21 protein-coding genes, 1 tRNA gene and 1 pseudogene are annotated in these 21,070 nt (G+C 52.7%); 9 read left to right on the top strand and 14 right to left on the bottom strand.

Annotated features, from left to right (window positions below; all coding sequences use genetic code 11):
- Positions 1 to 196: 196 nt before the first annotated feature.
- Positions 197 to 1,144, top strand: a complete 948-nt coding sequence (rfbD, locus tag PY990_RS03510; RefSeq protein WP_275270415.1) for a dTDP-4-dehydrorhamnose reductase — start codon at positions 197 to 199, stop codon at positions 1,142 to 1,144.
- 15 nt (positions 1,145 to 1,159) lie between these two features.
- Here rfbD and PY990_RS03505 read toward each other — a convergent pair whose 3' ends face one another.
- The 3 genes from PY990_RS03505 to ftsY are packed head-to-tail and all read right to left on the bottom strand — an operon-like array spanning position 1,160 to position 3,762.
- Entirely contained in the window at positions 1,160 to 2,068 is a 909-nt protein-coding gene (locus tag PY990_RS03505; RefSeq protein ID WP_275270414.1) for a cell division protein FtsX, read from the bottom strand.
- A 21-nt stretch (positions 2,069 to 2,089) separates the two neighbouring features.
- Positions 2,090 to 2,824 (bottom strand): cell division ATP-binding protein FtsE, encoded by a 735-nt coding sequence (locus PY990_RS03500; RefSeq protein ID WP_008247789.1) that lies wholly within the window; start codon positions 2,822 to 2,824, stop codon positions 2,090 to 2,092.
- Entirely contained in the window at positions 2,821 to 3,762 is a 942-nt protein-coding gene (gene ftsY, locus PY990_RS03495; protein WP_171100807.1) for a signal recognition particle-docking protein FtsY, read from the bottom strand. The genes PY990_RS03500 and ftsY overlap by 4 nt, the downstream gene beginning before the upstream one ends.
- A 116-nt stretch (positions 3,763 to 3,878) precedes the next feature.
- On the opposite strand from ftsY, the gene PY990_RS03490 reads away from it, so the two are divergent.
- The 7 genes and pseudogenes from PY990_RS03490 to PY990_RS03460 all read left to right on the top strand — a co-directional run bounded on the left by PY990_RS03490 (position 3,879) and on the right by PY990_RS03460 (position 9,263).
- Positions 3,879 to 5,291, top strand: a complete 1,413-nt coding sequence (locus tag PY990_RS03490; RefSeq protein ID WP_275270413.1) for a M16 family metallopeptidase — start codon at positions 3,879 to 3,881, stop codon at positions 5,289 to 5,291.
- 51 nt (positions 5,292 to 5,342) lie between these two features.
- Positions 5,343 to 6,692, top strand: coding sequence for a M16 family metallopeptidase (locus tag PY990_RS03485; RefSeq protein ID WP_275270412.1), 1,350 nt, complete (start codon positions 5,343 to 5,345; stop codon positions 6,690 to 6,692).
- A gap of 44 nt (positions 6,693 to 6,736) precedes the next feature.
- Positions 6,737 to 7,315, top strand: a complete 579-nt coding sequence (rsmD, locus tag PY990_RS03480) for a 16S rRNA (guanine(966)-N(2))-methyltransferase RsmD (RefSeq protein WP_413789493.1) — start codon at positions 6,737 to 6,739, stop codon at positions 7,313 to 7,315.
- Between the two features lie 59 nt (positions 7,316 to 7,374).
- Positions 7,375 to 7,878, top strand: coding sequence for a pantetheine-phosphate adenylyltransferase (gene coaD / locus PY990_RS03475; RefSeq protein WP_105027419.1), 504 nt, complete (start codon positions 7,375 to 7,377; stop codon positions 7,876 to 7,878).
- A gap of 9 nt (positions 7,879 to 7,887) precedes the next feature.
- Positions 7,888 to 8,115 (top strand): annotated as a pseudogene (locus PY990_RS03470) (YfhL family 4Fe-4S dicluster ferredoxin); the annotation flags it as partial.
- Positions 8,116 to 8,346: 231 nt separating this feature from the next.
- Positions 8,347 to 8,631: a hypothetical protein gene (locus PY990_RS03465; RefSeq protein ID WP_240605626.1), complete on the top strand. Its 285-nt coding sequence runs from the start codon at positions 8,347 to 8,349 to the stop codon at positions 8,629 to 8,631.
- Between the two features lie 14 nt (positions 8,632 to 8,645).
- On the top strand, positions 8,646 to 9,263 hold the full coding sequence (locus PY990_RS03460) for a hypothetical protein (protein WP_275270410.1): 618 nt from the start codon (positions 8,646 to 8,648) through the stop codon (positions 9,261 to 9,263).
- Here the strand turns inward: PY990_RS03460 and PY990_RS03455 are convergent.
- The 6 genes from PY990_RS03455 to leuA form a co-directional block, all read right to left on the bottom strand.
- The gene (locus PY990_RS03455; protein ID WP_275270409.1) at positions 9,260 to 10,489 is read right to left on the bottom strand and encodes a hypothetical protein; all 1,230 of its coding nucleotides are present in this window, start codon (positions 10,487 to 10,489) and stop codon (positions 9,260 to 9,262) included. The two genes, PY990_RS03460 and PY990_RS03455, sit on opposite strands and share 4 nt — an antisense overlap.
- A gap of 106 nt (positions 10,490 to 10,595) precedes the next feature.
- Positions 10,596 to 11,687, bottom strand: coding sequence for a redox-regulated ATPase YchF (gene ychF / locus PY990_RS03450; RefSeq protein WP_275270408.1), 1,092 nt, complete (start codon positions 11,685 to 11,687; stop codon positions 10,596 to 10,598).
- Between the two features lie 60 nt (positions 11,688 to 11,747).
- On the bottom strand, positions 11,748 to 13,346 hold the full coding sequence (locus PY990_RS03445; protein WP_275270407.1) for a methyl-accepting chemotaxis protein: 1,599 nt from the start codon (positions 13,344 to 13,346) through the stop codon (positions 11,748 to 11,750).
- Positions 13,347 to 13,529: 183 nt separating this feature from the next.
- On the bottom strand, positions 13,530 to 14,645 hold the full coding sequence (locus tag PY990_RS03440) for a patatin-like phospholipase family protein (RefSeq protein ID WP_275270406.1): 1,116 nt from the start codon (positions 14,643 to 14,645) through the stop codon (positions 13,530 to 13,532).
- Positions 14,642 to 15,241, bottom strand: a complete 600-nt coding sequence (gene pth, locus PY990_RS03435) for an aminoacyl-tRNA hydrolase (RefSeq protein WP_275270405.1) — start codon at positions 15,239 to 15,241, stop codon at positions 14,642 to 14,644. The genes PY990_RS03440 and pth overlap by 4 nt, the downstream gene beginning before the upstream one ends.
- Positions 15,242 to 15,316: 75 nt before the next feature.
- Positions 15,317 to 16,987 carry a 2-isopropylmalate synthase gene (leuA, locus tag PY990_RS03430; protein ID WP_275270404.1) on the bottom strand — a complete coding sequence of 557 codons (1,671 nt, stop codon included), beginning with the start codon at positions 16,985 to 16,987 and terminating at the stop codon, positions 15,317 to 15,319.
- A gap of 141 nt (positions 16,988 to 17,128) precedes the next feature.
- On the opposite strand from leuA, the gene PY990_RS03425 reads away from it, so the two are divergent.
- The gene (locus tag PY990_RS03425; protein WP_275270403.1) at positions 17,129 to 17,596 is read left to right on the top strand and encodes an Lrp/AsnC family transcriptional regulator; all 468 of its coding nucleotides are present in this window, start codon (positions 17,129 to 17,131) and stop codon (positions 17,594 to 17,596) included.
- Positions 17,597 to 17,605: 9 nt separating this feature from the next.
- Here PY990_RS03425 and PY990_RS03420 read toward each other — a convergent pair whose 3' ends face one another.
- The 5 genes from PY990_RS03420 to ispE form a co-directional block, all read right to left on the bottom strand.
- On the bottom strand, positions 17,606 to 18,238 hold the full coding sequence (locus PY990_RS03420; protein WP_275270402.1) for an exopolysaccharide biosynthesis protein: 633 nt from the start codon (positions 18,236 to 18,238) through the stop codon (positions 17,606 to 17,608).
- A gap of 106 nt (positions 18,239 to 18,344) precedes the next feature.
- Positions 18,345 to 18,932: a 50S ribosomal protein L25/general stress protein Ctc gene (locus PY990_RS03415; protein WP_105027408.1), complete on the bottom strand. Its 588-nt coding sequence runs from the start codon at positions 18,930 to 18,932 to the stop codon at positions 18,345 to 18,347.
- A gap of 101 nt (positions 18,933 to 19,033) precedes the next feature.
- On the bottom strand, positions 19,034 to 19,987 hold the full coding sequence (locus PY990_RS03410; RefSeq protein WP_105027407.1) for a ribose-phosphate diphosphokinase: 954 nt from the start codon (positions 19,985 to 19,987) through the stop codon (positions 19,034 to 19,036).
- Positions 19,988 to 20,060: 73 nt separating this feature from the next.
- A tRNA-Gln gene (locus PY990_RS03405) sits at positions 20,061 to 20,137 on the bottom strand.
- A 15-nt stretch (positions 20,138 to 20,152) separates the two neighbouring features.
- Positions 20,153 to 21,070 (bottom strand): 4-(cytidine 5'-diphospho)-2-C-methyl-D-erythritol kinase, encoded by a 918-nt coding sequence (gene ispE, locus PY990_RS03400; RefSeq protein ID WP_275270401.1) that lies wholly within the window; start codon positions 21,068 to 21,070, stop codon positions 20,153 to 20,155.

Below are 21,070 nucleotides of genomic sequence, written 5' to 3'. Positions count from 1 at the left end.
TTTCTGGCGAGAGATCGGAACCCAAGCCGATTGGGCGATTAACGAGCGCCAAGAGATCGGAACCCAAGCCGAGTGGGCGGTTAAAAAGCTGCGGGACAGCTGAACCCAATCCGATTCGATTAAACAAACCGGCAGTTGAGCAAGCCCGCAATCAATACGGTTAAACTATCGCAACAGTTTTCAGGAGAACTTCGTTTTGGGAATTCGCGTACTCGTGCTTGGCGCACAAGGCCAACTGGGCCACACCATTGGTCAACATGCCAAGCCCGCCTTGATGGAAACAATGGACGCCTGCATCAGCTACGGCCGTGACAAAGCGGACCTGGCCAAACCCGACACTCTCATCAATGCACTGAAAGACGTACGCCCCGATGTAGTCATCAACGCCGCTGCCTACACCAACGTAGAAAAAGCAGAAACCGAAACTGAACTCGCACACGCCATCAACGCAAAAGCAGTGGGCATTTTGGCCGAGCAATGCAAGAAGCAGGGCGTGGCGCTGGTGCATTACAGCACTGACTATGTATTCGATGGAAAAGCCAGCCAGCCCTACACAGAAACCGATGCCACCAACCCGCTAAACGCTTACGGAAAATCGAAACTGGAAGGCGAAAAATACCTGAAAGAAGTGGGCGGTAATTGGGTGGTGTTTCGCACCAGTTGGATATACGGCCAGCGAGGCAATAACTTTTGCCGAACCATGATTAAGCTGGCGCAAGAGCGAGACACCCTGAAGGTGGTTGACGACCAAACCGGTGCGCCAACACCCGCAAACTGGCTGGCTGAACTGGGCTTGACGGTGGCTGGTGTTGTGGCCATGCACCGCTACAAAACCATGGGCAAGTTGACCCCCACTTTTCTGCCCGACTTTCCCTCTGAAATTCCCAGCGGTGAAATTTTTCATGCCAGTGCGGCAGGGGTAACAAGCTGGTTTGACTATGCCTGCCTTGCGATTGAACATGCACACAAGCAAGGCGTTGTTCAGCGCATGCCCAATATTGAACGTGTAAAAACTGCCGACATGAATTTTGCGGCACAACGCCCTGCTTATTCGGTGTTGGACAACACAAAGTTAATGAACACCTTCCGCGTAAACCCACCGGAATGGACGAAAGGTGTTCGCAATTTTGTGCTCAATTACTGAGCGAAGATTGTTGAATCAATGAATGCGCAGCACTGTGCTTTTCACGGAAGCCCAGGCGCCCACCATCACCAGCACCACCCACACCAGAATCAGCCCCAGCGCGGTAATGCCGCTGGGTTGCTCGAAGCGAAAGTCGCGATCAAATTCACGAATGAAGGTGCCGGCGGCATCGTCGGCCAGGCCCATTGCACCGCTTACCACGGCATAAGCCAAACCAAACGCAACCAGCGCCAGGCTGACTGACCACCACAGGGTGGGGCGGCCCACTTCGGTGTCGGTGGCACCCAGCGATTTCAATACATGCACTTCAGCCTGGTTGCGAATCAGCTGCAAGCGCACAGTGTTGAAGGTCACCACCAGCACCATGCCTGCAATTAACACCGCCAAAGCCATGGCAATAATTTGTGTGCCGTTCAATACCGATTGAAGGCGGCGAACCCACTGCGCGTCGTACTGCACATGTTCAACACCGGTGAAATTTTGCCACTGCGCAATTTTGTTTTCGATGGCTTGGGTGTCGGTGGTGGCGTCCACTTCAAGCACCACCACCACGGTGTAGGGCAGGGGGTTTTCAGGCAAGGCTTCGGCCAAATCGGGCGTTTGGCTTTGTGTGCGCAAACGTTCCATGGCCTGCTCCGGCGTGACGATATTCACGCTGTCCAAATCGAAATCGCGCTTCAGTTGTGCGGCTGCACTTTTTACGGAATCAAGTGTGGCATCCGGTTTGAAGTACAAGCTGATTTCAGGGTCGCCCACCCAACGGTCCATGCTGGGCACAATCGCGCTTAGCCCCTGTGCAATGGTCCAGGGCATGGCCAATGCAATGGCAAGTACCAGGGCGTTGAACAGGTGGCCAAGCGGTTCATCAAGCCACAGTTTTAAACCGGCAGAAATTGAAAACCACTGCAAACGTAACCAACGCATGTGTTGTCTCTTAAAAGTGGATCAAGCCCCGTAGGCCTTGTTCAAAAAGTCTTTGGAAAAAGTTTGCACGCCTGCCTCGCGGCCACCGTTGTGCGACAAATCGGCGGGTGCTGGCAGCACCGCGCCCTCGCCCAGTTTCAAACGATGTGTTACTCGGTTAAAACGGTGTGCTTCATGCGTGGCCACAATAATGGTCACGCCCGCGCGGTTGAATTCCTCCAGCAAGCCCACCACGCGTGCGGCCGATTCATCATCAAGCTGGGCAGTGGGTTCATCGGCCAATACCAGGGCAGGGCGGTTCACCACTGCGCGTGCAATTTGCAAACGCAATTGTTGCCCACCAGACAATTCGCTGGGCAGCATGCGGTCGGTGTGGCTTAAGCCTACGCGGGCCAATGCAGCCTTGACGCGGCTTTGAATATCGGTCTCGGAAAGCCCCACCACACGCAGGGGCAGGGCTACGTTGTCAAAGCAGCTGCGGTTGTGCAGCAGTTCAACGTCCATGCCGGTGTAGCCCACATTGCGGCGGTAGTGTGCGCGTTCGCGCCGGTTCAGGCGCGCAATCGAGCTTTTGCCCACCAGAATGTCCCCGCTGCTGGGTTGTTCAAACGTGGCCAGCAATCGCAATATGGAGCTTTTACCCGCGCCGGAATGGCCTTCAAGCAGGGTAAATGAGCCCTTGGGCAACTGAAAATTCACGCCCTTCAAGGCGGCGTGGGTGCCGTACTTCAAGGTGACGTTTTTAAATTGGATCATGCGGTTTGGTTTCCGTCAGTGTCGATTCCAACCAAGGCGTTGGCAAATTCGCGGGGGCTGAAAGGGCGCAGGTCGCCCATTTTTTCACCTACACCAATAAAGGCCACGGGCACGCGGGTGCTCATGCTCATGGCAGCCAGAATACCGCCTTTGGCAGTGCCGTCCAGCTTGGTGACCACAAGTGCCGTCAGTGTAAGTGCATCATTAAAGGCCTTGATTTGCTGCAGGGCGTTCTGGCCGTTGGTGGCATCTACGACCAGCACAATTTCATGGGGTGCGTCCATCTTGGCTTTGCCCAACACTTTCTTGATTTTTTTCAGCTCTTCCATGAGGTGAAGTTGCGTGGGCAGGCGGCCTGCGGTATCGCAAATCACAATGTGTTTGTTTCGTGAAATACCAGCCTGTACTGAGTCGAATGCCACGGCGCCGGGGTCGCTGCCCTCTGCGGAAATGACATCCACATTGCTGCGCTGGGCCCACACATCCAGTTGTTCTCGGGCTGCTGCTCGAAACGTGTCGCCAGCGGCCAACAGAACGGAATAACCAATTTCAGCATAGTGGTTGGCCAGTTTGCCGATGCTGGTAGTTTTGCCCGCGCCGTTTACACCCACCACCATCATGACCAAGGGGCGGGCACGGTCTACGCCCATGCTGGTTTCCAAGGGGCGCAGCAGATCGAACACTGAGTCGCGCAGCACCAGGCGCACGTCTTCAGGCCGGGTAAGGCCTTTCTGGTACACCGTGTCGCGCACCTTCTGCATCAGCAGTTCGGTGGCGGGCAAGCCGCAATCGGCCAGCAGCAGGCGTTCTTCCATTTCTTCGAAAAAGGCTTCATCGACCTTTTCGCCGGTGAACATGGAGGTAAGGCCGGAACGGGTTTTGGTCAAACCCGATTTCAAACGACCAAGCCAGTCCTGTCTCTGCCCAGGAATCTGCATGTAAAACTCCAATTGAGGAAACTAAGCGGTGTGAACGACTGTCACACAGCGAGATGTTGAATGACTTATTCTACCATTGAGGTTAAAACGGACGTTTGCTGTAAAAGGTGTCTTGAATGATAAAAACAGGTTTTCAACTGAATAGGCGTTGGGCGGCACTGGCTGCTGGCGTTTTGCTGATTGCAAGTGCTCAATTGCTGATGGTCAACGCGGCGAATGCCGCTGATGGCGATGTGACTGAATACAAACTGAACAACGGCTTGCGTGTGGTGGTGAAGGAAGACCACCGTTCGCCCACCGTGGCGCACATGGTGTGGTACAAGGCCGGTTCGATAGACGAGTACAACGGCACCACCGGTGTGGCCCACGTGCTTGAGCACATGATGTTCAAAGAAACCAAAACCCTGAAAGTGGGTGAGTTTTCCGAGATCGTGGCTGCCCTGGGTGGGCGCGACAATGCGTTCACCAGCCGTGACTACACCGCTTATTTTCAGCAGCTTCAGGCCAAAGACTTGAGCAAAGTGATGGCGCTTGAAGCTGACCGCATGGCCAATCTTATTCTCAGCGAAAGCGAGTTTGAGAAAGAAATCAAGGTGGTGATGGAAGAACGCCGTTACCGCACCGACGACCAGGCCACAGGCAAGCTTTACGAGGCATTCATGGCCACGGCTTTTCAGGCCAACCCCACGCGCACACCGGTAATTGGCTGGATGAGCGACCTTGAAGCCATGACCTACAAGGATGCGCGCAAGTGGTATGACACTTGGTACACACCGCAAAATGCGGTGCTGGTGGTGGTGGGCGATGTGCAACCCGCGCAGGTAAAAGCCATGGCTGAAAAAACCTATGGCAAGGTAAAACCCAAGAAGCTGGAAGAGCGCAAGCCGCAAGAAGAGCCCAAGCAAGAGGGCATACGCCGTGTACAAGTGAAGGCACCGGCCGAGAACCCGTATCTGATCATGGGGTTCAAAGTGCCGAAGCTGGAAAATGTACTGAAAGACCGTGATGCGTATTCACTGGCCGTGTTGAGTGCTGTGCTGGATGGTTATTCCGGTGCACGTTTGAATCGCGAGCTGGTACAAAACCAGAAAGTGGCTTTGCAGGCGGGTGCCAGTTACGACATGACTGGCCGTGGCCCATCGCTGTTTTATCTGGATGGTTCGCCAGCGGCGGGCCAAACCGTAGAGGCTTTGGAAAAAGCCTTGTTGGCGCAGGTGAAGAAGGTGGCTGATGAGGGCGTAAGCGAAGCTGAACTGGCCCGCGTGAAAGCACAGCTGATTGCCAGCCAGGTGTACAAGCGCGATTCCGTGTACGGGCAGGCGGTTGAAATTGGCCAGAATGTGACCATTGGTTTTGAGGTGGGCGATATTGACCGGATGATTGAACAAATCAAAACCGTGACCGCTCAGGAAGTGCAGTACGCCGCGCAGAAATTTTTTGATCAAGATCAGCTAACAGTGGGCACATTATTCCCGCTGCCCGTTGACCCCAACAAGAAAGATGCGCCGCCCAAGGGTTTGACTCATTAAGCAACTGAGTAATCAATTGAGCACCAACAAGTTATGCAGGGATTTACAACCATGTTGAGTAGCAAGAACAAAGTATTCATTCGCGGCTTGTTTGCCGCAGGTGCCACCGCAGCTGCCGTGTTTGCAGCGCCTGCCAATGCCGCATTGCCGATTGAAAGCTGGACTGCGGCCAGCGGTGCGAAAGTGATGTTTATGCGCGCGGAAGCGTTACCCATGCTGGATGTGCGTGTGGACTTCCCCGCGGGCAGCCGCGCTGACCCCAAGGGCAAAGAAGGCCTGGCCAGCGCCACCGGCGACATGATTGGTCGGGGTGCAGAAGGCCTTTCCGAGAATGACATTGCGGACGGTTTTGCCGACACGGGTGCTCAGTTTTCCGGCGGTGCCAGCAGCGATTCTGCCGGGGTGCAATTGCGCACACTGACCTCCGAGCCCGAGTTCTCAAAAGCAATTTCCTTGATGAAAACCGTACTGCAAAAGCCGGTGTTCAATGCCGACATTCTGGCGCGTGAAACTGCACGCAGTGTGGCTGGCCTGAAAGAGGCTTTGACCAAACCCGACACCTTGGCCGACCGGGCATTTGCCACAGCGCTGTACCCGAATCACCCTTACGGCAAACACACCACGGAAGCCAGCCTGAAAGCGATTACCCTGGCCGATGTGGAGCAGTTTTACAAAACCCGCTACCTGGGTAACAAGGCAGTGGTTTCGCTGGTGGGCAATATTACCCGCGCACAAGCCGAGAAACTTGCCAACGAGTTGACCGCTGGCTTGCCGAAAGGTGAACTACAAGGCAACTTCTTGGGAGGTGTCGACTATCAAGAATTGCAGGCGGCCATGAAAGGCCAGACCATTCAAATTGACCACCCGGCTGCGCAAAGCCATATCTTGATGGGCTTGCCCGCCATGCGCCGTGGCGCACCGGATTACTTTGATTTGCTGGTGGCCAACCATGTGTTGGGTGGCGGTGGTTTTGTGTCGCGTTTGATGAACGAAATTCGTGAGAAGCGTGGCTTGGCGTATAGTGCCTATTCTTACTTTATGCCAGCAGGCGATGCAGGCCCATTCCAGGCAGGCGTGCAAACCAAGAAAGAGTCCACTGCACAAGCCGTGCAAATAATGCGGAAAACCATTCTGGACTTTATCGAGAAGGGCCCCACACAAGCGGAATTGAATGCCGCCAAACAAAACCTGATTGGTGGCTTTCCCTTGCGAATCGACAGCAATGGCAAATTGCTGGGCAATATCTCCATGATGGGCTTGCACAATATGCCCTTGGATTACCTAGACAACTGGACTGCCGAGATTGAGAAGGTGACTGTTCAAAGCGCGCGCGAGGCCTTTGCCAAGCATGTGAAAGCGGACAAGTTGGTGACCGTGGTGGTGGGCGGAAAGGTTGAGTAAATACGTCGAATAATCAGGCCAATAAGCTCCGAATCATCGGTGGGGTGTGGCGCCGACACCTGCTGCCGATCGCGCCGGTCGAGGGCCTAAGGCCAACGCCGGACCGGGTGCGGGAAACGGTGTTCAACTGGTTGGGGCAAGACTGTACAGGTATGCAAGTGCTCGACTTGTACGCAGGCACGGGTGCTTTAGGGTTCGAGGCGGCTTCGCGCGGGGCAAGCCACGTAGTACTGGTGGAGCAAAACCGCCAAGTGGTCGCCCAGTTGCAGCAGAATAAAGCCTACCTGTTGTCGAAATGGCCAGCCGCAGAGGGCATCCCGCCTTCCATTCAAATTGAAGCCAGTGATGTGCTTGCCTGCCTGAAACGCCTGGCCGGTGGGGGCAAGCAATTCGACTTGGTCGCGCTAGACCCCCCTTTTCGAAGCGATTTGATGCTGGCCACCCTGCCGCTGATCAAAGCAGTGTTGAAACCAGAGGGGTTGGTATATGCCGAATGGCACGAAAACCTGCTGGCTGACGAGGCCATGCTGTGCAAGGCGTTGAATGTTCAAGAAATTGATGCTTTGCGACATTTAAAAGCAGGCCAAGTGCATGCCCATTTGTTTGCCCTGCCTGCTGTGTGATACAAAGCGGGGATAGAGCAGTATCACGCGAATAAAACCCTTTGATATGGAGATCAGCGATGCGCATTGCTGTATATCCCGGAACATTTGACCCGTTAACCCGTGGTCATGAAGATTTGGTGCGCCGCGGCGCGAAGATTTTTGACAAGCTGGTCGTGGGTGTGGCCGACAGCCCCAACAAGAAGCCTTTCTTTTCAATGGACGAGCGTGTGCAAATTGCACGTGAAGTGCTAAGCCACTATCCCAATGTCGAAGTGAAGGGTTTTCGCGGTTTGCTCAAAGACTTTGTGCGCGACAACAACGCTAATGTGATTATTCGCGGCTTGCGAGCGGTAAGCGATTTTGAGTACGAGTTTCAAATGGCGGGCATGAACCGCTATTTGCTGCCCGATGTAGAAACCATGTTCCTGACGCCATCGGACCAGTACCAGTTTATCTCCGGCACTATCGTGCGTGAAATAGCTTCGCTGGGAGGCGATGTCAGTAAATTTGTGTTTCCATCCGTTGAACATTGGTTGAACCAGAAGCTGGGGCTGACCCCGCCGCAGGTGATCAACAAGTAAAGTGAGCGTATGGCTTTAATCATCACCGATGAGTGCATCAATTGCGACGTGTGCGAGCCCGAGTGCCCGAACGGCGCGATCAGCATGGGTGAAGAAATTTATGAAATAGACCCTGGCAAGTGCACCGAGTGCGTGGGGCATTTCGACGAGCCACAATGCGTGGTGGTGTGCCCGGTTGAATGCATTCCCAAAGACCCGGCCCACCCAGACACCCGGCAGCAATTGCTGGGCAAGTTTTTCAAACTGCACCCTGACAAAACACCCTATTTACCTGCTGGTTCTGTGGAAGGCGATTCTGCGGTGGCATCCAAACCAGCCCCAACCGAAGGTTGTTGACAGTTCATTCCAGAAGCAACCCTGCATTCAGTTTCTTCAAACAAGGTTCCTGCAGCTTAATTCCTTTTTTCTATAATTCACCCTTTATTGAATTGGACTTTGTACGAAATATGTCGTACATTAAGCGTGCCTGTGGGTTATAGATCAGCAAAAAAAGAAATCTTGCGTGCGCTACGGAACGGAAATTATCAGCATGAGTCTCGTGGCGATATTGATGTGAAGAATTTGCTTGCTCTCGGTAAGGTTTCGGCGATCGAAGTCGCGACACTGATTGCCAGTAGCGATGGAAGTATGCACACGGAATCGCCTCACCATGTGGTCAAGGAGATCACGGTGCATGTGATTAAAGTTAAAAATTGGTACATCAAGTTTTATTTTGTGGACCCTGATGCCTGGTTTATCAGCGTTCATAAATAAATTCAGGAACACATATGAAACTTTTCATCGATGGAGATCAAAGTCGAGCCATTTGCAATCATTGTAGAAAAATGGTTTCGCTAACCTTTAAGCGAAGGGATGTTCCGTTCAGCGACAAAAAAGGATTCGCACATGATATTTTGGTGGGTGTGTGTGACCAATGCGATCATGTTGTATCAATCCCAGCCCAATCAACGCCCGCCATTTCAGAATCACGAAGAAAAGCGCTGAGATCGATTGAAGTTCGATTGCCGGCAATTTATCTCGATATGCTTGATTTGGCGGCATTCACTGTTGAGCCTGATTCGACGCCAGACTTTCGTAAAGACCTTTTGTGTTACTACATTCATGATTTGGCGCACGACCCCAAGGGAATTCAAAGGCTATTGTCTGCCCACAAGCTTTCATTGGTGAGTTACACGATCGATACGGTGAAGATTCCTCGTAGGCGACTTTCGATGAAAGTGCCAGAAAAGCTGAAAGTTGAGCTCCAACGTCTTGAGAGTGAAAGCGAACTGAACACAACAGATTTATTGAAGTCGGTTGTGTTTGACATTCAGCGTGACGTATTGCAGAAACCCAAACCACTCAAAATTAAGGCCTTACAGTACTTGGCGATGGCTGCTGGTTAGGGTTTATTGGCCAATACCGGGCACAACACCAGGCTTGATTTTTCCAGCGGGTGTTGGTTCAGTACCCTGAACCAGCCATCTTGCCAAGCCCAGTAGGGTTTGTCTTCCCGAATTGCAGTTTCATCTGTATCGCAATTCAATTCACGCACCTGTGCTTCAGCGGGAATGCCTTCGCTGCCTTTTATGGTTTCGGGTTGTAATTCAAGCAAACCTTCCGACGCCATGTAGTTCATGTTGAAGGTCCAGGCTTGGGCATCCTCGTGGGTGTAGGTCCATTCGGCTTTGTTCAGGGTCCAGTTTTGCACGGGCAGGCCACCCTCAAATTGTTGGGCAGAAAATGCGGCCTGGTGTGTTTCAGGCAAGTCATCTCGACGCACATAGGTGCGAAGGTTTTCACCATGCAACTTGATAAAAGGCGCACCTTCACCGTTGTTGGTCTGCGCAAGGCGCAACACCAGCAGGTCTTGCTCGGCAGTGCCGGTCCACGGAAAACCGTTCCATTGGCCGTCAATGTCTACTTTCAATTGTTTGAGTGAAACTTCGCGCATGGGGCCCGCTTCGGTTTGCGCATTCATGGCGATGTACAGTTGCTTGTTTTCCTGCAGGGTTTTGATACCCAGGCGCCAACCCAGGTTGAACTGATTGTCTGGAGTGCTGTTGCCCACTTTAAACTTGAACTGCTCCAGTTTGCCGCTCAGCTCTTGTTGGGCTTCAGTGTTGTTCACCGTGAACTGTGCCTGTTCAAGTTCCAGTGAATTCAAAGCAAGTTCAGGCGTAAAAAAACCGGGGTTGGCCACTTGTGTACTTTGCCAGGCCCGTGCGGCCAGCGCCACTGGCAGCACGGGTGTGCAGTTCAAGCTGGGTTGGCTGCAGTCGGCTTCTTTCTCGGCCCGAGCCGCCAGGCCTTTGATGGTCAGAGACTCAACTTGAATTCGGCTTTGCTTGATCGACTCGAAGGCGTTCATGCCCAGTTTGATCAAGGCCAGTTGCAGGTTTTCCTTGCGGATTGGGTCATCCACTTCTATTTCAGAAATGATCAATTGAGGTTTCAGGGAAAGCGCAAACACCACGCGTTTTACATCAATACGCTGGTCGGGGTACTGATTGCGAACACTGTTCAGTTTGGATTCCCAGATGAAGCGCGGCACTACAATGCCATGGGCCAGTATGGCCCCGACAACAAAGATGACAAGCGCGAGAATGGACCACTTCAGGGCTTTGGACATGGTGGGGTACTGCGAGTGAATACTGGTATTACCGTAGCACAAAAAGGCGACAAGCAAAAAACAAGGCCCCGAAGGGCCTTCGTTTTAAACCAAGCTCGCAGCTTGTTTAAACATTGAACAGGAAGTTCAGCACGTCGCCGTCTTTCACCACATACTCTTTGCCTTCCGCGCGCATTTTGCCGGCTTCCTTGGCACCGTTTTCGCCCTTGAAGTGAATGTAGTCGTCGAACGCGATGGTTTGGGCACGAATAAAACCGCGCTCAAAATCGGTATGAATGACGCCAGCTGCTTTGGGCGCGGTGTCTCCGATGTGAATGGTCCACGCACGCACTTCCTTTGGGCCTGCGGTGAAGTAGGTTTGCAGGCCCAGCAATTTGAAGCCCGCACGAATCACGCGGTTCAGTCCAGGCTCGGTCATTCCCATGTCGGCCAAAAATTCCATTTTGTCGGCGTCTTCCAGGTCGGCAATTTCAGCTTCAATGGCGGCGCATACGGCAACCACCGGGGCATTCTGCTTGGCTGCGTATTCCTGCAAACGCTCAAGGAACGGGTTGTTCTCGAAACCAGTTTCGGCCACGTTGGCCACGTACATGGCCGGCTTCGCAGTGATCAAGCCAAAGCTTTTGATTGCAAACAGTTCTTCTGCATCCAGGCCCAATGCACGCACGGGTTTGGCTTCGTTCAGTTGCGCCTCACAACGCTGCAAAATGGCCAGAATTTTTGCTGCTTCTTTGTCATTTGCGCGCGCCTGTTTGGCATAGCGGTGCACTGCCTTTTCAACGGTGCCCATGTCAGCCAAACACAATTCGGTTTCAATGGTTTCAATGTCGGAGAGCGGGTCAACTCGGCCATTGACGTGAATGACATTGTCGTCTTCAAAACAGCGAACCACGTTCACAATGGCATCGGTTTCGCGAATGTGGGCCAGAAACTGGTTGCCCAAGCCTTCGCCTTTCGAGGCACCTGCCACCAGGCCCGCAATGTCCACAAATTCAACGGTGGCGGGTAAAATACGCTCGGGCTTCACGATATCGGCCAACTGTTGCAAGCGAGCGTCGGGTACCTCGACCATGCCCACATTGGGTTCGATTGTACAGAAGGGATAGTTTTCTGCAGCAATGCCAGCCTTGGTGAGTGCGTTGAACAGGGTGGATTTACCGACGTTGGGAAGGCCAACGATGCCGCATTTGAGAGTCATGAGAATTCGCTAAGTGCTTAATTGAATGGAGTGAATTGTACCTTGTTCACCCCACCCTGTTCACTTTTGAAGTCTGAATTTGGTTGCAGCCTGTTCCAGTAGGTGGGCAACTTCCAGAATGGATTGCGTGCTTTCCAGGTTTTTGTTCAGTGCTTTCTCGCTAGTGGCCATCAGCGCCACGATTCTATTCAGGTTTTTGGAAACCAGATCGGACGCCTTGGCTTGCTCATTCACGCCATTGGTAATTTCGTTCACTTCCGAAAGCGATCTTTGCGCCTGCTGCGCTGTTTCCACAATGGCCTGTACAGCAAGGTCGGCGTATCCGCGTGAGCTGGTGATCGAGCTAAGCCCTTCGCCCACCGCGCCTTCCACTACTTGGGCCAGGCTATTAAGTTCTGCGGTGGTTTCGGAAATTTTCACGGCAGAGCAGGAACTCATTTCAGCGAGTTTGCGCACTTCATCGGCAACCACTGCGAATCCGCGTCCTTGTTCTCCGGCTCGGGCTGCCTCAATTGCAGCATTCAATGCCAGCAAGTTGGTTTGGTCTGCGATCTGTTTGATTTCATCGGTCATGGTGGTGATTTTCCGGGTGGCGCTGATGAACGCGCCAACACTGGTCGACATGTGTTGTACGGCATGTTCAACCTTGCCAATTTCATCCACCAACACCGTGATTTTTGTTTTGCTCTGCTCGGTTTGTTCAAGGCTTTGCTGCACATTGCCCAACACCTCGCCAGCCGATTGCGACACAGAGTCCATGCTGCTGCCTAATTGTTCCACCGCAGCGGATGTGCTGTTGGTGGACTCAGACACTTCACTGGAAGAATGTTTGAGCACCTTGGACGACGAGTTCAGCATTTCCGTGGCGGATTGAAGCTGGTGTGTGCCGTTGATCATCGCTGACACGGTCTCGCGAAGACCGTTGCTCATGTTGCTCAGATTCTTCAGAAGCGTGCCGGTTTCATCTTCTCCCGCATGGCTGATATTCTGAGTCAGGTCACCGCTTTCAATTGCTTTACTGATTTCAATGGCCTGATCAAGTGATTTACGCATGTGCGTGATGGTCCGCAACGCAATGATTGAAGCAAGACAGATCGACAACAACGCCATGATACTGGCTGTCAGGGTGAATGAGTCGGTAGTCTGGATATCCTGATCAATTGTGCCTTCTAGTTCCAGTTGCTGTAGGTCAGCAAACTGATTAAAGCCGCTCACGGCGTTCTTTGCGGCAATGTAGCAATCGGTCAGCATGAGCTCAATGGCCAGGTCAAAGTTTCGATCCAAAGTCGCGCGCTCAATTTTCCCGACGACTACTTTCAGTTCTTCCCAGCCGGCAGTGCCTTCCTTGAGAAACTCGCTGGCCTTGGGGGACAATTTGCGTTTACCCAGGGTGAGTACCAGTTCATCTACTTTCTTGGCCAAACCCTGATAGGCACTTCGATACGCATTGATTTTTTCCTGTGGCGCATTTGCTTGTGATGCGAAAAGTGCATCACGCAAGTTGACCCTGGCCAGTTGAATGAAGTTAAGAACATTGGCCACGTCAATCAAGGGGGCGACATTGTTTTCAATCGCGTTCTGTGTGTTGCTGGATTGGTCTTTAAGTTGTAGCGCAAAAACACTCAGGATTGAAACCGACAGGGCGATTAGAATCGCCATTGAAACTGTAAGTTTTCTCGCAATTGTCCAAGACTTCATGATGGCACCACCCTTTGGCAAATAATTTGTCAAACAATGGTATGCCCTAGACAAAAAGTTGGATCCCCCCGCAAAGCTTGACCTGTATGAGGGATATATTGGATGGTTCTGGAATTGTTGTACTAGGCAAACTCCTAGAGTTGCTTACCTGGTATTCAGCGTGTTGAGCCATTTCGAGAAATCGTCGGCCATGCGTTCACTTTCTCGAATTGCTGCTTGCCACAGCGGTATGCGAATGCGGTGATCAAAGTTGTAGCGCTTGAAATCACTGCGGTCTGGAATTTTCTTCGCGGGCAAACGCTTTACAAATTCTGGCGAAGGGCACACCAGAATCACATTACTCATCCAATCCGGGTTGGCTTTGCGCAGCTTTAAAAACTTGTCCAGCCAACCGGGTGTCACCGTGGGGGCGAAGTGCGGGTACAGCACCAAACCATCCAGCCGGTGATAGGGCAGGGCCAGGTGATAATCTGTCAACCCGCCATCCCAGAATGGGCCTTCATGGTATTTCACCTCGGGGTGGTCTTCGCGAAGCGCCTGGGCGATTTTGTGCACCGGGTTTAGTACAAATGGAATACTGCCGCTGGCCAACAGTGCATCGTGAATGTTCAATGCATCCAGATCTTCGATTCTGGTGGGAATACGATCAAAGGGCTGCTTTAGCCAATCGGTGTGCGCTCCCGGGCTTTGGAATACCCAACGCTCGAAATAACTGGAAAGGCGGTTGCGGTTTACGCTGTTGGCCAACACTGCGCTTGCAAAACCACGCTTGCGGGCGCGCTGCTGTTGCGCATGGTGCAGTGGCGTTAAGCCTTTATTCACCCACACCAGCAATTCTTTGCCCACAGGTTTCACCATATGCTGTGCTTCATCGGCCACCACGGCTTGCACCATTGCCTGGCACACGCGGCTTATCTCATGGCGGTCCACGCCCTTGCTGTAGTCTTGCGCTTCAACATATTGCTGGGCAAGTCGCTTGAGTGTGGCTTCGGGGTTGCTGCTGGCAGCCGCTGCCATGCGCCAAGCACCGATAGATGCACCAATTAATTGCAATGGTTTTACGCCATTTGCGGCACGGCTTTCCAAGTGCGCTGCGCCCAGCCAGTCGTTGAACAAATACTGATCAAGCCCTTGCAAAATCAAACCTTTCGGGCCACCTGCGGCGGCGGGAATGGCACAAATGTCCTCTGGCTTTAGCCCTTTGTTGGCAATGTGCGCTTTGGCGCGATCGCCCAAAATAATCTTTATGCTGCTTCTCATGCGCACTCCGTGTGAATGTGCGTGGTGGCCTGGCCAATTTGTCCCTTCAATATTAACTCGGTGTGTTTCAGCAGCACATCGATTGATTTGTCGATCACCTGCTGTTGATCACTGCTGGGGCGATGCAAAACAAAGTCGGCGACGCCTTGTTGAAGGTTGAGGCTACGGGGGTGGCCAATGCCGATGCGCGCGCGCCAGAATTCGTTGCTGCCCATGTGGGCATGAATGTCTTTCAACCCGTTGTGGCCGGCATGGCCGCCACCTTTTTTCATTTTGATTTGACCGGGCAGCAAGTCCAGTTCATCGTGCGCCACCAGAATTTCCTCAGGCTTGATTTTGAAGAATTTTGCCAAAGCGCCAACAGCCTGACCAGAGCGGTTCATGAAGGTGGTGGGGAACAGCAACCACACGTCTTCACCCGCAAACTTGATGCGCGCCAGGTCGCCAAAGAAACGCTTGTCGCTTTGCAAAAACACATTGTGTTTGCGTGCAAGCGCTTCCAGATACCAAACGCCTGCATTGTGGCGTGTGTCTGCATACTGCGGGCCAGGGTTGCCAAGGCCAACGATCAGCTTGATGGGGGTGTTGCTGGACATGAAGAAAAACAGCCCTGTGAATCACAAGGCTGTATTTTCGCTGATAGTTCGGCTGATTCCAAACAATCGCAGTGATTATTTCAATTCGACGGGCATGGGCGCTTCAACCCTGCGCCATGCACTGACCAGCGCCATCAAGCTGGCGGTGGTGATGTTGTCGTGAAAGCCCACGCCAAACTTGCTGCCGGGCATGTTGGGTACGCTCACTTCAATAATCGCCATGGCCTTTGATTTTGCGCCTTGCCCAACACTGCGTTCCTCGAACCCTACAATATCCATGGGCACACCGAGGGCTTGCACCGCGGCATCCAGCGGACCATTGCCCACGCCTTCAAGGCGAATGGTTTCACCGTGTTGCTGTACGGTAATCTCAATGCCTTGGCCACCTTCGGTATCAAAAACTTTGTGGCTGATGTAGCGCGGCTGACTTTCATCATTTTGCAAATAGGTTTGTTCGAACAGCGCCCACAGGGCGGGCGATGTCATTTCAGCAGCCGTGCTGTCGCTCACCTTTTGCACCACACTTGAAAACTCCACTTGCATGCGGCGCGGCATGACCACGCCATGTTCACGTTCCAGAATGTAGGCAATGCCACCTTTGCCCGACTGGCTGTTCACGCGAATTACGCTGTCGTAAGTGCGGCCGACATCGACCGGGTCGATGGGCAAATAAGGTACTTCCCAAATGGCGTCAGGTTTTTGAATGTCGAAACCTTTCTTGATCGCATCCTGGTGCGAACCCGAAAACGCGGTGTACACCAAATCGCCCACATACGGATGGCGGGGGTGAATGGGAAGTTGTGTACAGCTTTCCACCACACGGGCCACGGCATTGATGTCAGAAAAATCAAGGTTCGGGTGCACACCTTGGGTGTACATGTTCAAGGCCAGCGTCACGATGTCGACGTTGCCACAGCGTTCACCATTGCCGAACAGGCAGCCTTCAACCCGTTGCGCGCCAGCCATCATGGCCAGCTCTGCGGTGGCCACGCCAGTGCCTCGATCATTGTGAGGGTGCACGGACAGCACCACATGTTCACGGCGATTCAGGCGCCTGTTCATCCATTCAATTTGGTCAGCGAACACATTGGGGGTGCTCCATTCCACTGTGGTGGGCAGGTTGATGATGATCTTGCGATTCGGCCCTGCATTCCACGCTTCAATCGCGGTGTTGCAAGCCTGCAAAGCCACATCCAGTTCGGTCATGTTGAAACACTCGGGCGAGTACTGCAAAACCCACTGTGTTTCAGGGTGTGCGTCGGTGAGTTCTTTCACTTTCTGCACGCGCTTGTTCACCATGTCGATCACTTCAGGCACAGTCATGCGGAACACCGTATTTCTCCACACGGGTGCGGTGGAGTTGTAGATGTGGATGATGGCGCTTTTGGCACCAATCACCGATTCCACTGTTCGCTCGATAAGATCATCACGAGCCTGGGTCATGACCATGGGGGTAACATCGTTCGGAATCAAATTGTTGTTGATCAAATGCCGAACCACGTCGAAGTCGATCTGCGAGGCGGCGGGAAAGCCCACCTCGATTTCCTTGAAGCCGATGCGCACCAATTCCTTGAAGAAGTCCAGTTTGGTGGCCACACTCATGGGTTCAAAAATCGCTTGGTTGCCGTCGCGCAAATCGGTGCTTAACCAGATTGGCGCATTCTCGATGGCCTTGTTGGGCCATGTTCTGTCGGGCAGGTCCACTTTGTAAGCGGGGCGATATTTGGTGGCGGGGTTCTTCAACATGCTGCTTAGGCCTGAAACTTGAATCGATGAAAAACAGTGTAGGCTTTAAGCTGTGAAATATGATTGCGTTTATTGCCTGGAAAATGTTATTAATTGGCAGATAATTGCAAAAATAGCTTACTTAGAGGCATTAAAAACGAAATGCAGGAACTTGACCGCTATGACAAACGAATTTTGACCCTGTTGCAGGCCGATGGGCGAATGAGCAACCAAGACCTGGCCGATGCCATTGGTTTGTCGCCTTCGCCATGTTTGCGCCGCGTGAAGGCTTTGGAAGAGGCCGGGCTGATCACTGGTTACCGCGCCTTGGTGGATGCGAAAAAACTGGGGTACAGCCTGATGGCGCTGATTTATATTTCCATGGATCAGCACACGCCGGAACGCTTCGCCAGTTTTGAAGGCGCCATTGAAGCAATTCCCGAGGTGCAGGAATGCTTGTTGATCACAGGCCAGCAGGCCGATTACCAGTTGAAAGTGATTGTTGCTGACATGGACGGTTACCAGAATTTGCTGTTGAACAAAATTACCCGCATTAAAGGTGTAACCGGGGTGCACACCAGTTTTGTGCTGCGCAGGGTGGTGGATAAAACCGAGGTGCCAGTAGATTAACTTGCAAGCTCAGTTTTGCAACATGTTTTGAATCATCATGCCGCCGCCACCAATTAGCACGCCGAAGTACACAATTGAGGCCACATTGGCCAAATGCCCCAACAGCACAGCTGTACCGTCGCGTTGAATCAGGCCCACGGCAAGAAACAGCAGGGCAACGCCCGGCACGGTGTTGGAGAACGGAATGAAGCCAAAGGGTGCCATCAGTAACACGGCGCCCAGAATCAAACCGCCATCGTTGATGATGTTCATGCCTCGGCCTGTGGTTAGCCAAGCCATGCGGTGGGGTTTGCTGATTTTTTCAAGACGAGGAATCCACACCAGGCCTTTTTCAAGCGCAGTGCGCAGTTTGTCGGCGGGTAGGGCGCGTTCTTTGAAGCGCTTGGGTAACCACAAAGTTCGACCGAAAATTCTGCTGATGCCAATCAACAAAATGGCTGCGCCAAAAATGGTGCTGACCCCCGGAATTGATACTGGCACCATAAACACTAGCGTGAGAAATGCCACCAATAGAAGCATGCCGTCGCGGCCCACCAGGTCTAGAATTTCACCAAGGCTGACCGTGCTTGTGGGCAGTTGTGCGATCACTTGTTTGATTTGATCGCCCAATGGCAATTCATCGAAATTGGGTGTGTTGTTCACTTCGGGTTTTGCGCTTGATTGATAAATGAGCCCACATTGTGCCCATAAAAAAAGCCGCTGAACTTCAGTGCAGCGGCTTTTCCGGTACTAAATGGACTTCGAGGGTTTACTCGTCGCCGCCCTTGGCAGCACCAGCCTTGATTTTCACTGTAACCAGCGACAGGTCTTGCTGACCGTGGTTGGGGATGCTTACACCTTCAGGGAACTGCAGATCAGTCACGTGGATTGAGCGCTTGGTGACGTCCAATACGCTGCAATCGACTGCGATAAATTCTGGCAGGTCTTTGGGCAAGCATTCGATTTCGATCTGGTTGGCCACGAAGGTAACCTGACCGGCATACAGCTTGACTGCTGGGCTTTCCAGGTGACCTGAATAGTGCAAAGGCACATTCATGTGGATCTTCTGGTTGCCGTCGATGCGCTGGAAATCGATGTGTAGCAACTGTGGCTTGTAAGGGTGTGACTGGAAGTCGCGCAGCAATACTTGCTGTGACTTGCCGTCGATTTCCAGATCCAGAATACTGGAGTGGAATTTTTCCTTTTGAATTGCGTGCCACAGGGGGTTGTGTTCAATTGACACAGCCTGAGCTTCCTGATTTGCGCCATAAACAATGCCAGGTACCTGGCCAGCACGACGCAGGCGGCGGCTCGCTCCGGAACCCTGCTCTGTGCGGGATGTTGCAACTACTTTCATGTTGATTCTCCAAATTTGACTTCACCGCGACCAGTGAAACCAAGTTATGCGGCACTTGGGGGCGTCCGCAAAAAAGCCCAAAACAACTTGTTACCTAAAACTTAATCAATAAACAGCGAGCTGACCGAGTCAGAGCGAACGATGCGGCGAATTGTTTCGGCCAGCAGTTCATCAACACTCAGAACACGAATGGTTTTGCTGTTGTTGGCTTCCTCAGACAAAGGAATGGTATCGGTAACTACCAGTTCGTCGAGGTCTGATTCTTCAACACGTTGAATGGCACCACCCGACAACACAGGGTGGGTACAGTAAGCCACTACTTTTTTCGCGCCGTTGGCTTTCAGGGCCGCGGCGGCTTTGCACAGGGTGTTGGCAGTGTCGACCATGTCGTCCATGATCACGCAGGTGCGGTCTTTCACATCGCCAATAATATTCATTACTTCCGCCACGTTGGCGCGGGGGCGACGTTTGTCGATAATGGCCAAATCGCAGTTCAGGCGTTTTGCCAATGCACGGGCACGAACTACGCCGCCTACATCGGGCGACACAACCATCAGGTTGTCGAGGTTTTGTTTCCACACGTCGCCGAGCAAAACAGGCGATGCATAAATGTTGTCTACGGGAATGTCAAAGAAACCCTGGATTTGGTCGGCGTGCAGGTCCATGGTCAGCACGCGGTCAACGCCTACAACCTGCAGCATGTTGGCCACTACTTTGGCAGTAATTGCCACGCGTGAAGAGCGCACGCGGCGGTCTTGACGGGCATAGCCGAAGTAAGGAATGGCTGCGGTAATACGGCCTGCTGATGCGCGCTTGAGCGCGTCGATCATGACCATCATTTCCATGAGGTTGTCGTTGGTGGGTGCGCACGTGGATTGCAGTACAAACACGTCTTTGCCGCGCACGTTCTCGTTGATCTCGACCATGACTTCACCGTCTGAGAAACGACCTACTGTAGCCTTGCCCAGCGGAATGTTCAGCTGTTTGGCCACTGATTCAGCCAATGCAGGGTTCGCATTGCCGGTGAAGATCATTAGACTGCTGTCGGTTGCCATTGTTTACCCCAGGGCTTGACGTGTGCGTTGGCGAAATAAAAAAAGGGCCAACCGGTGGCTGGCCCTTTGGTTTTGGCAGAGGAGGAAGGATTCGAACCTTCGAATGCCGGAATCAAAATCCGGTGCCTTAACCAACTTGGCGACTCCCCTAAAACTTTTATCGATTCAGCTTGGTTTGATTTTGCATTCAAACAACTGCCCACGCTGTAATTCAGGCGCATCGGCGACTGCTGCCATTGCGGTGCTGAGTTGGCTTGGGCTGGCAAACAAAGCAAACATGGCGGAGCCGGAACCTGACATTCGAATCAATTGCGGGTTGAGCTTTGCAACACAGTTTGAGAAAACACCAAACTGCTGTTCCCATTCCGGGTAGTTGCGTGACACAACAGCTTGCAAAGCATTCTGTGTGTTGGCTTGCAAGCAAGCCATCAACTCACTATTCATTCGGCGGGCCGAATCGAAGACCGCTATTTTGACGTCACTTGAGTTGCGTGTCAATTGCGGATCGCTAAATATTTTGGGCGTGGGGCAAGAAAGTGGCGGTTTGTAGACAATTAAATGCCCTGAAATGCCTGGAATTGGCGTGATTGCCTCGCCAATGCCTTCGACAAAAGCACTGCTGTCCTGGAGAAAGAAGGGCACATCAGCCCCTAGCGTCAGGCCAATCGCAGCCAGTTGTTCAGGTTCAATCGGGTTTTGGTGGTGCCGTTGCAGCAGGCGCAGTACAGCGGCAGCGTTGCTGCTGCCGCCACCCAAGCCAGCCTGTTCCGGAATTTGTTTGTTGACATGAATAGTCACTGCGTAGCCCATTCCAATGTTGGCGTGGGCATAAAAGGCCTTGCAGGCGCGAACTGTCAGGTCAATTTCTTCAGGAATGTGAACTAGGTCACCACTTCGCTGAACGACCAATTCACGGCTTGAATTGGTTTGCACTGACACGGATAGTTGGTCACCCAGCGTGATTGGGCAAAAAATACTTTGGAGTAGGTGGTAACCATCGGCCCTTCGGCCGGTGACGTGCAAAAACAGATTGATTTTGGCTGGCGAAAAGGCCGAGAGTATGGCCGGGCTGGGGACGTTCAC

Source organism: Limnobacter olei (assembly GCF_029087225.1).
Lineage (GTDB): Bacteria > Pseudomonadota > Gammaproteobacteria > Burkholderiales > Burkholderiaceae_B > Limnobacter > Limnobacter olei.
Note: the sequence above shows the minus strand (reverse complement) of the source record. Positions and strands in the feature narration are given on the sequence as shown.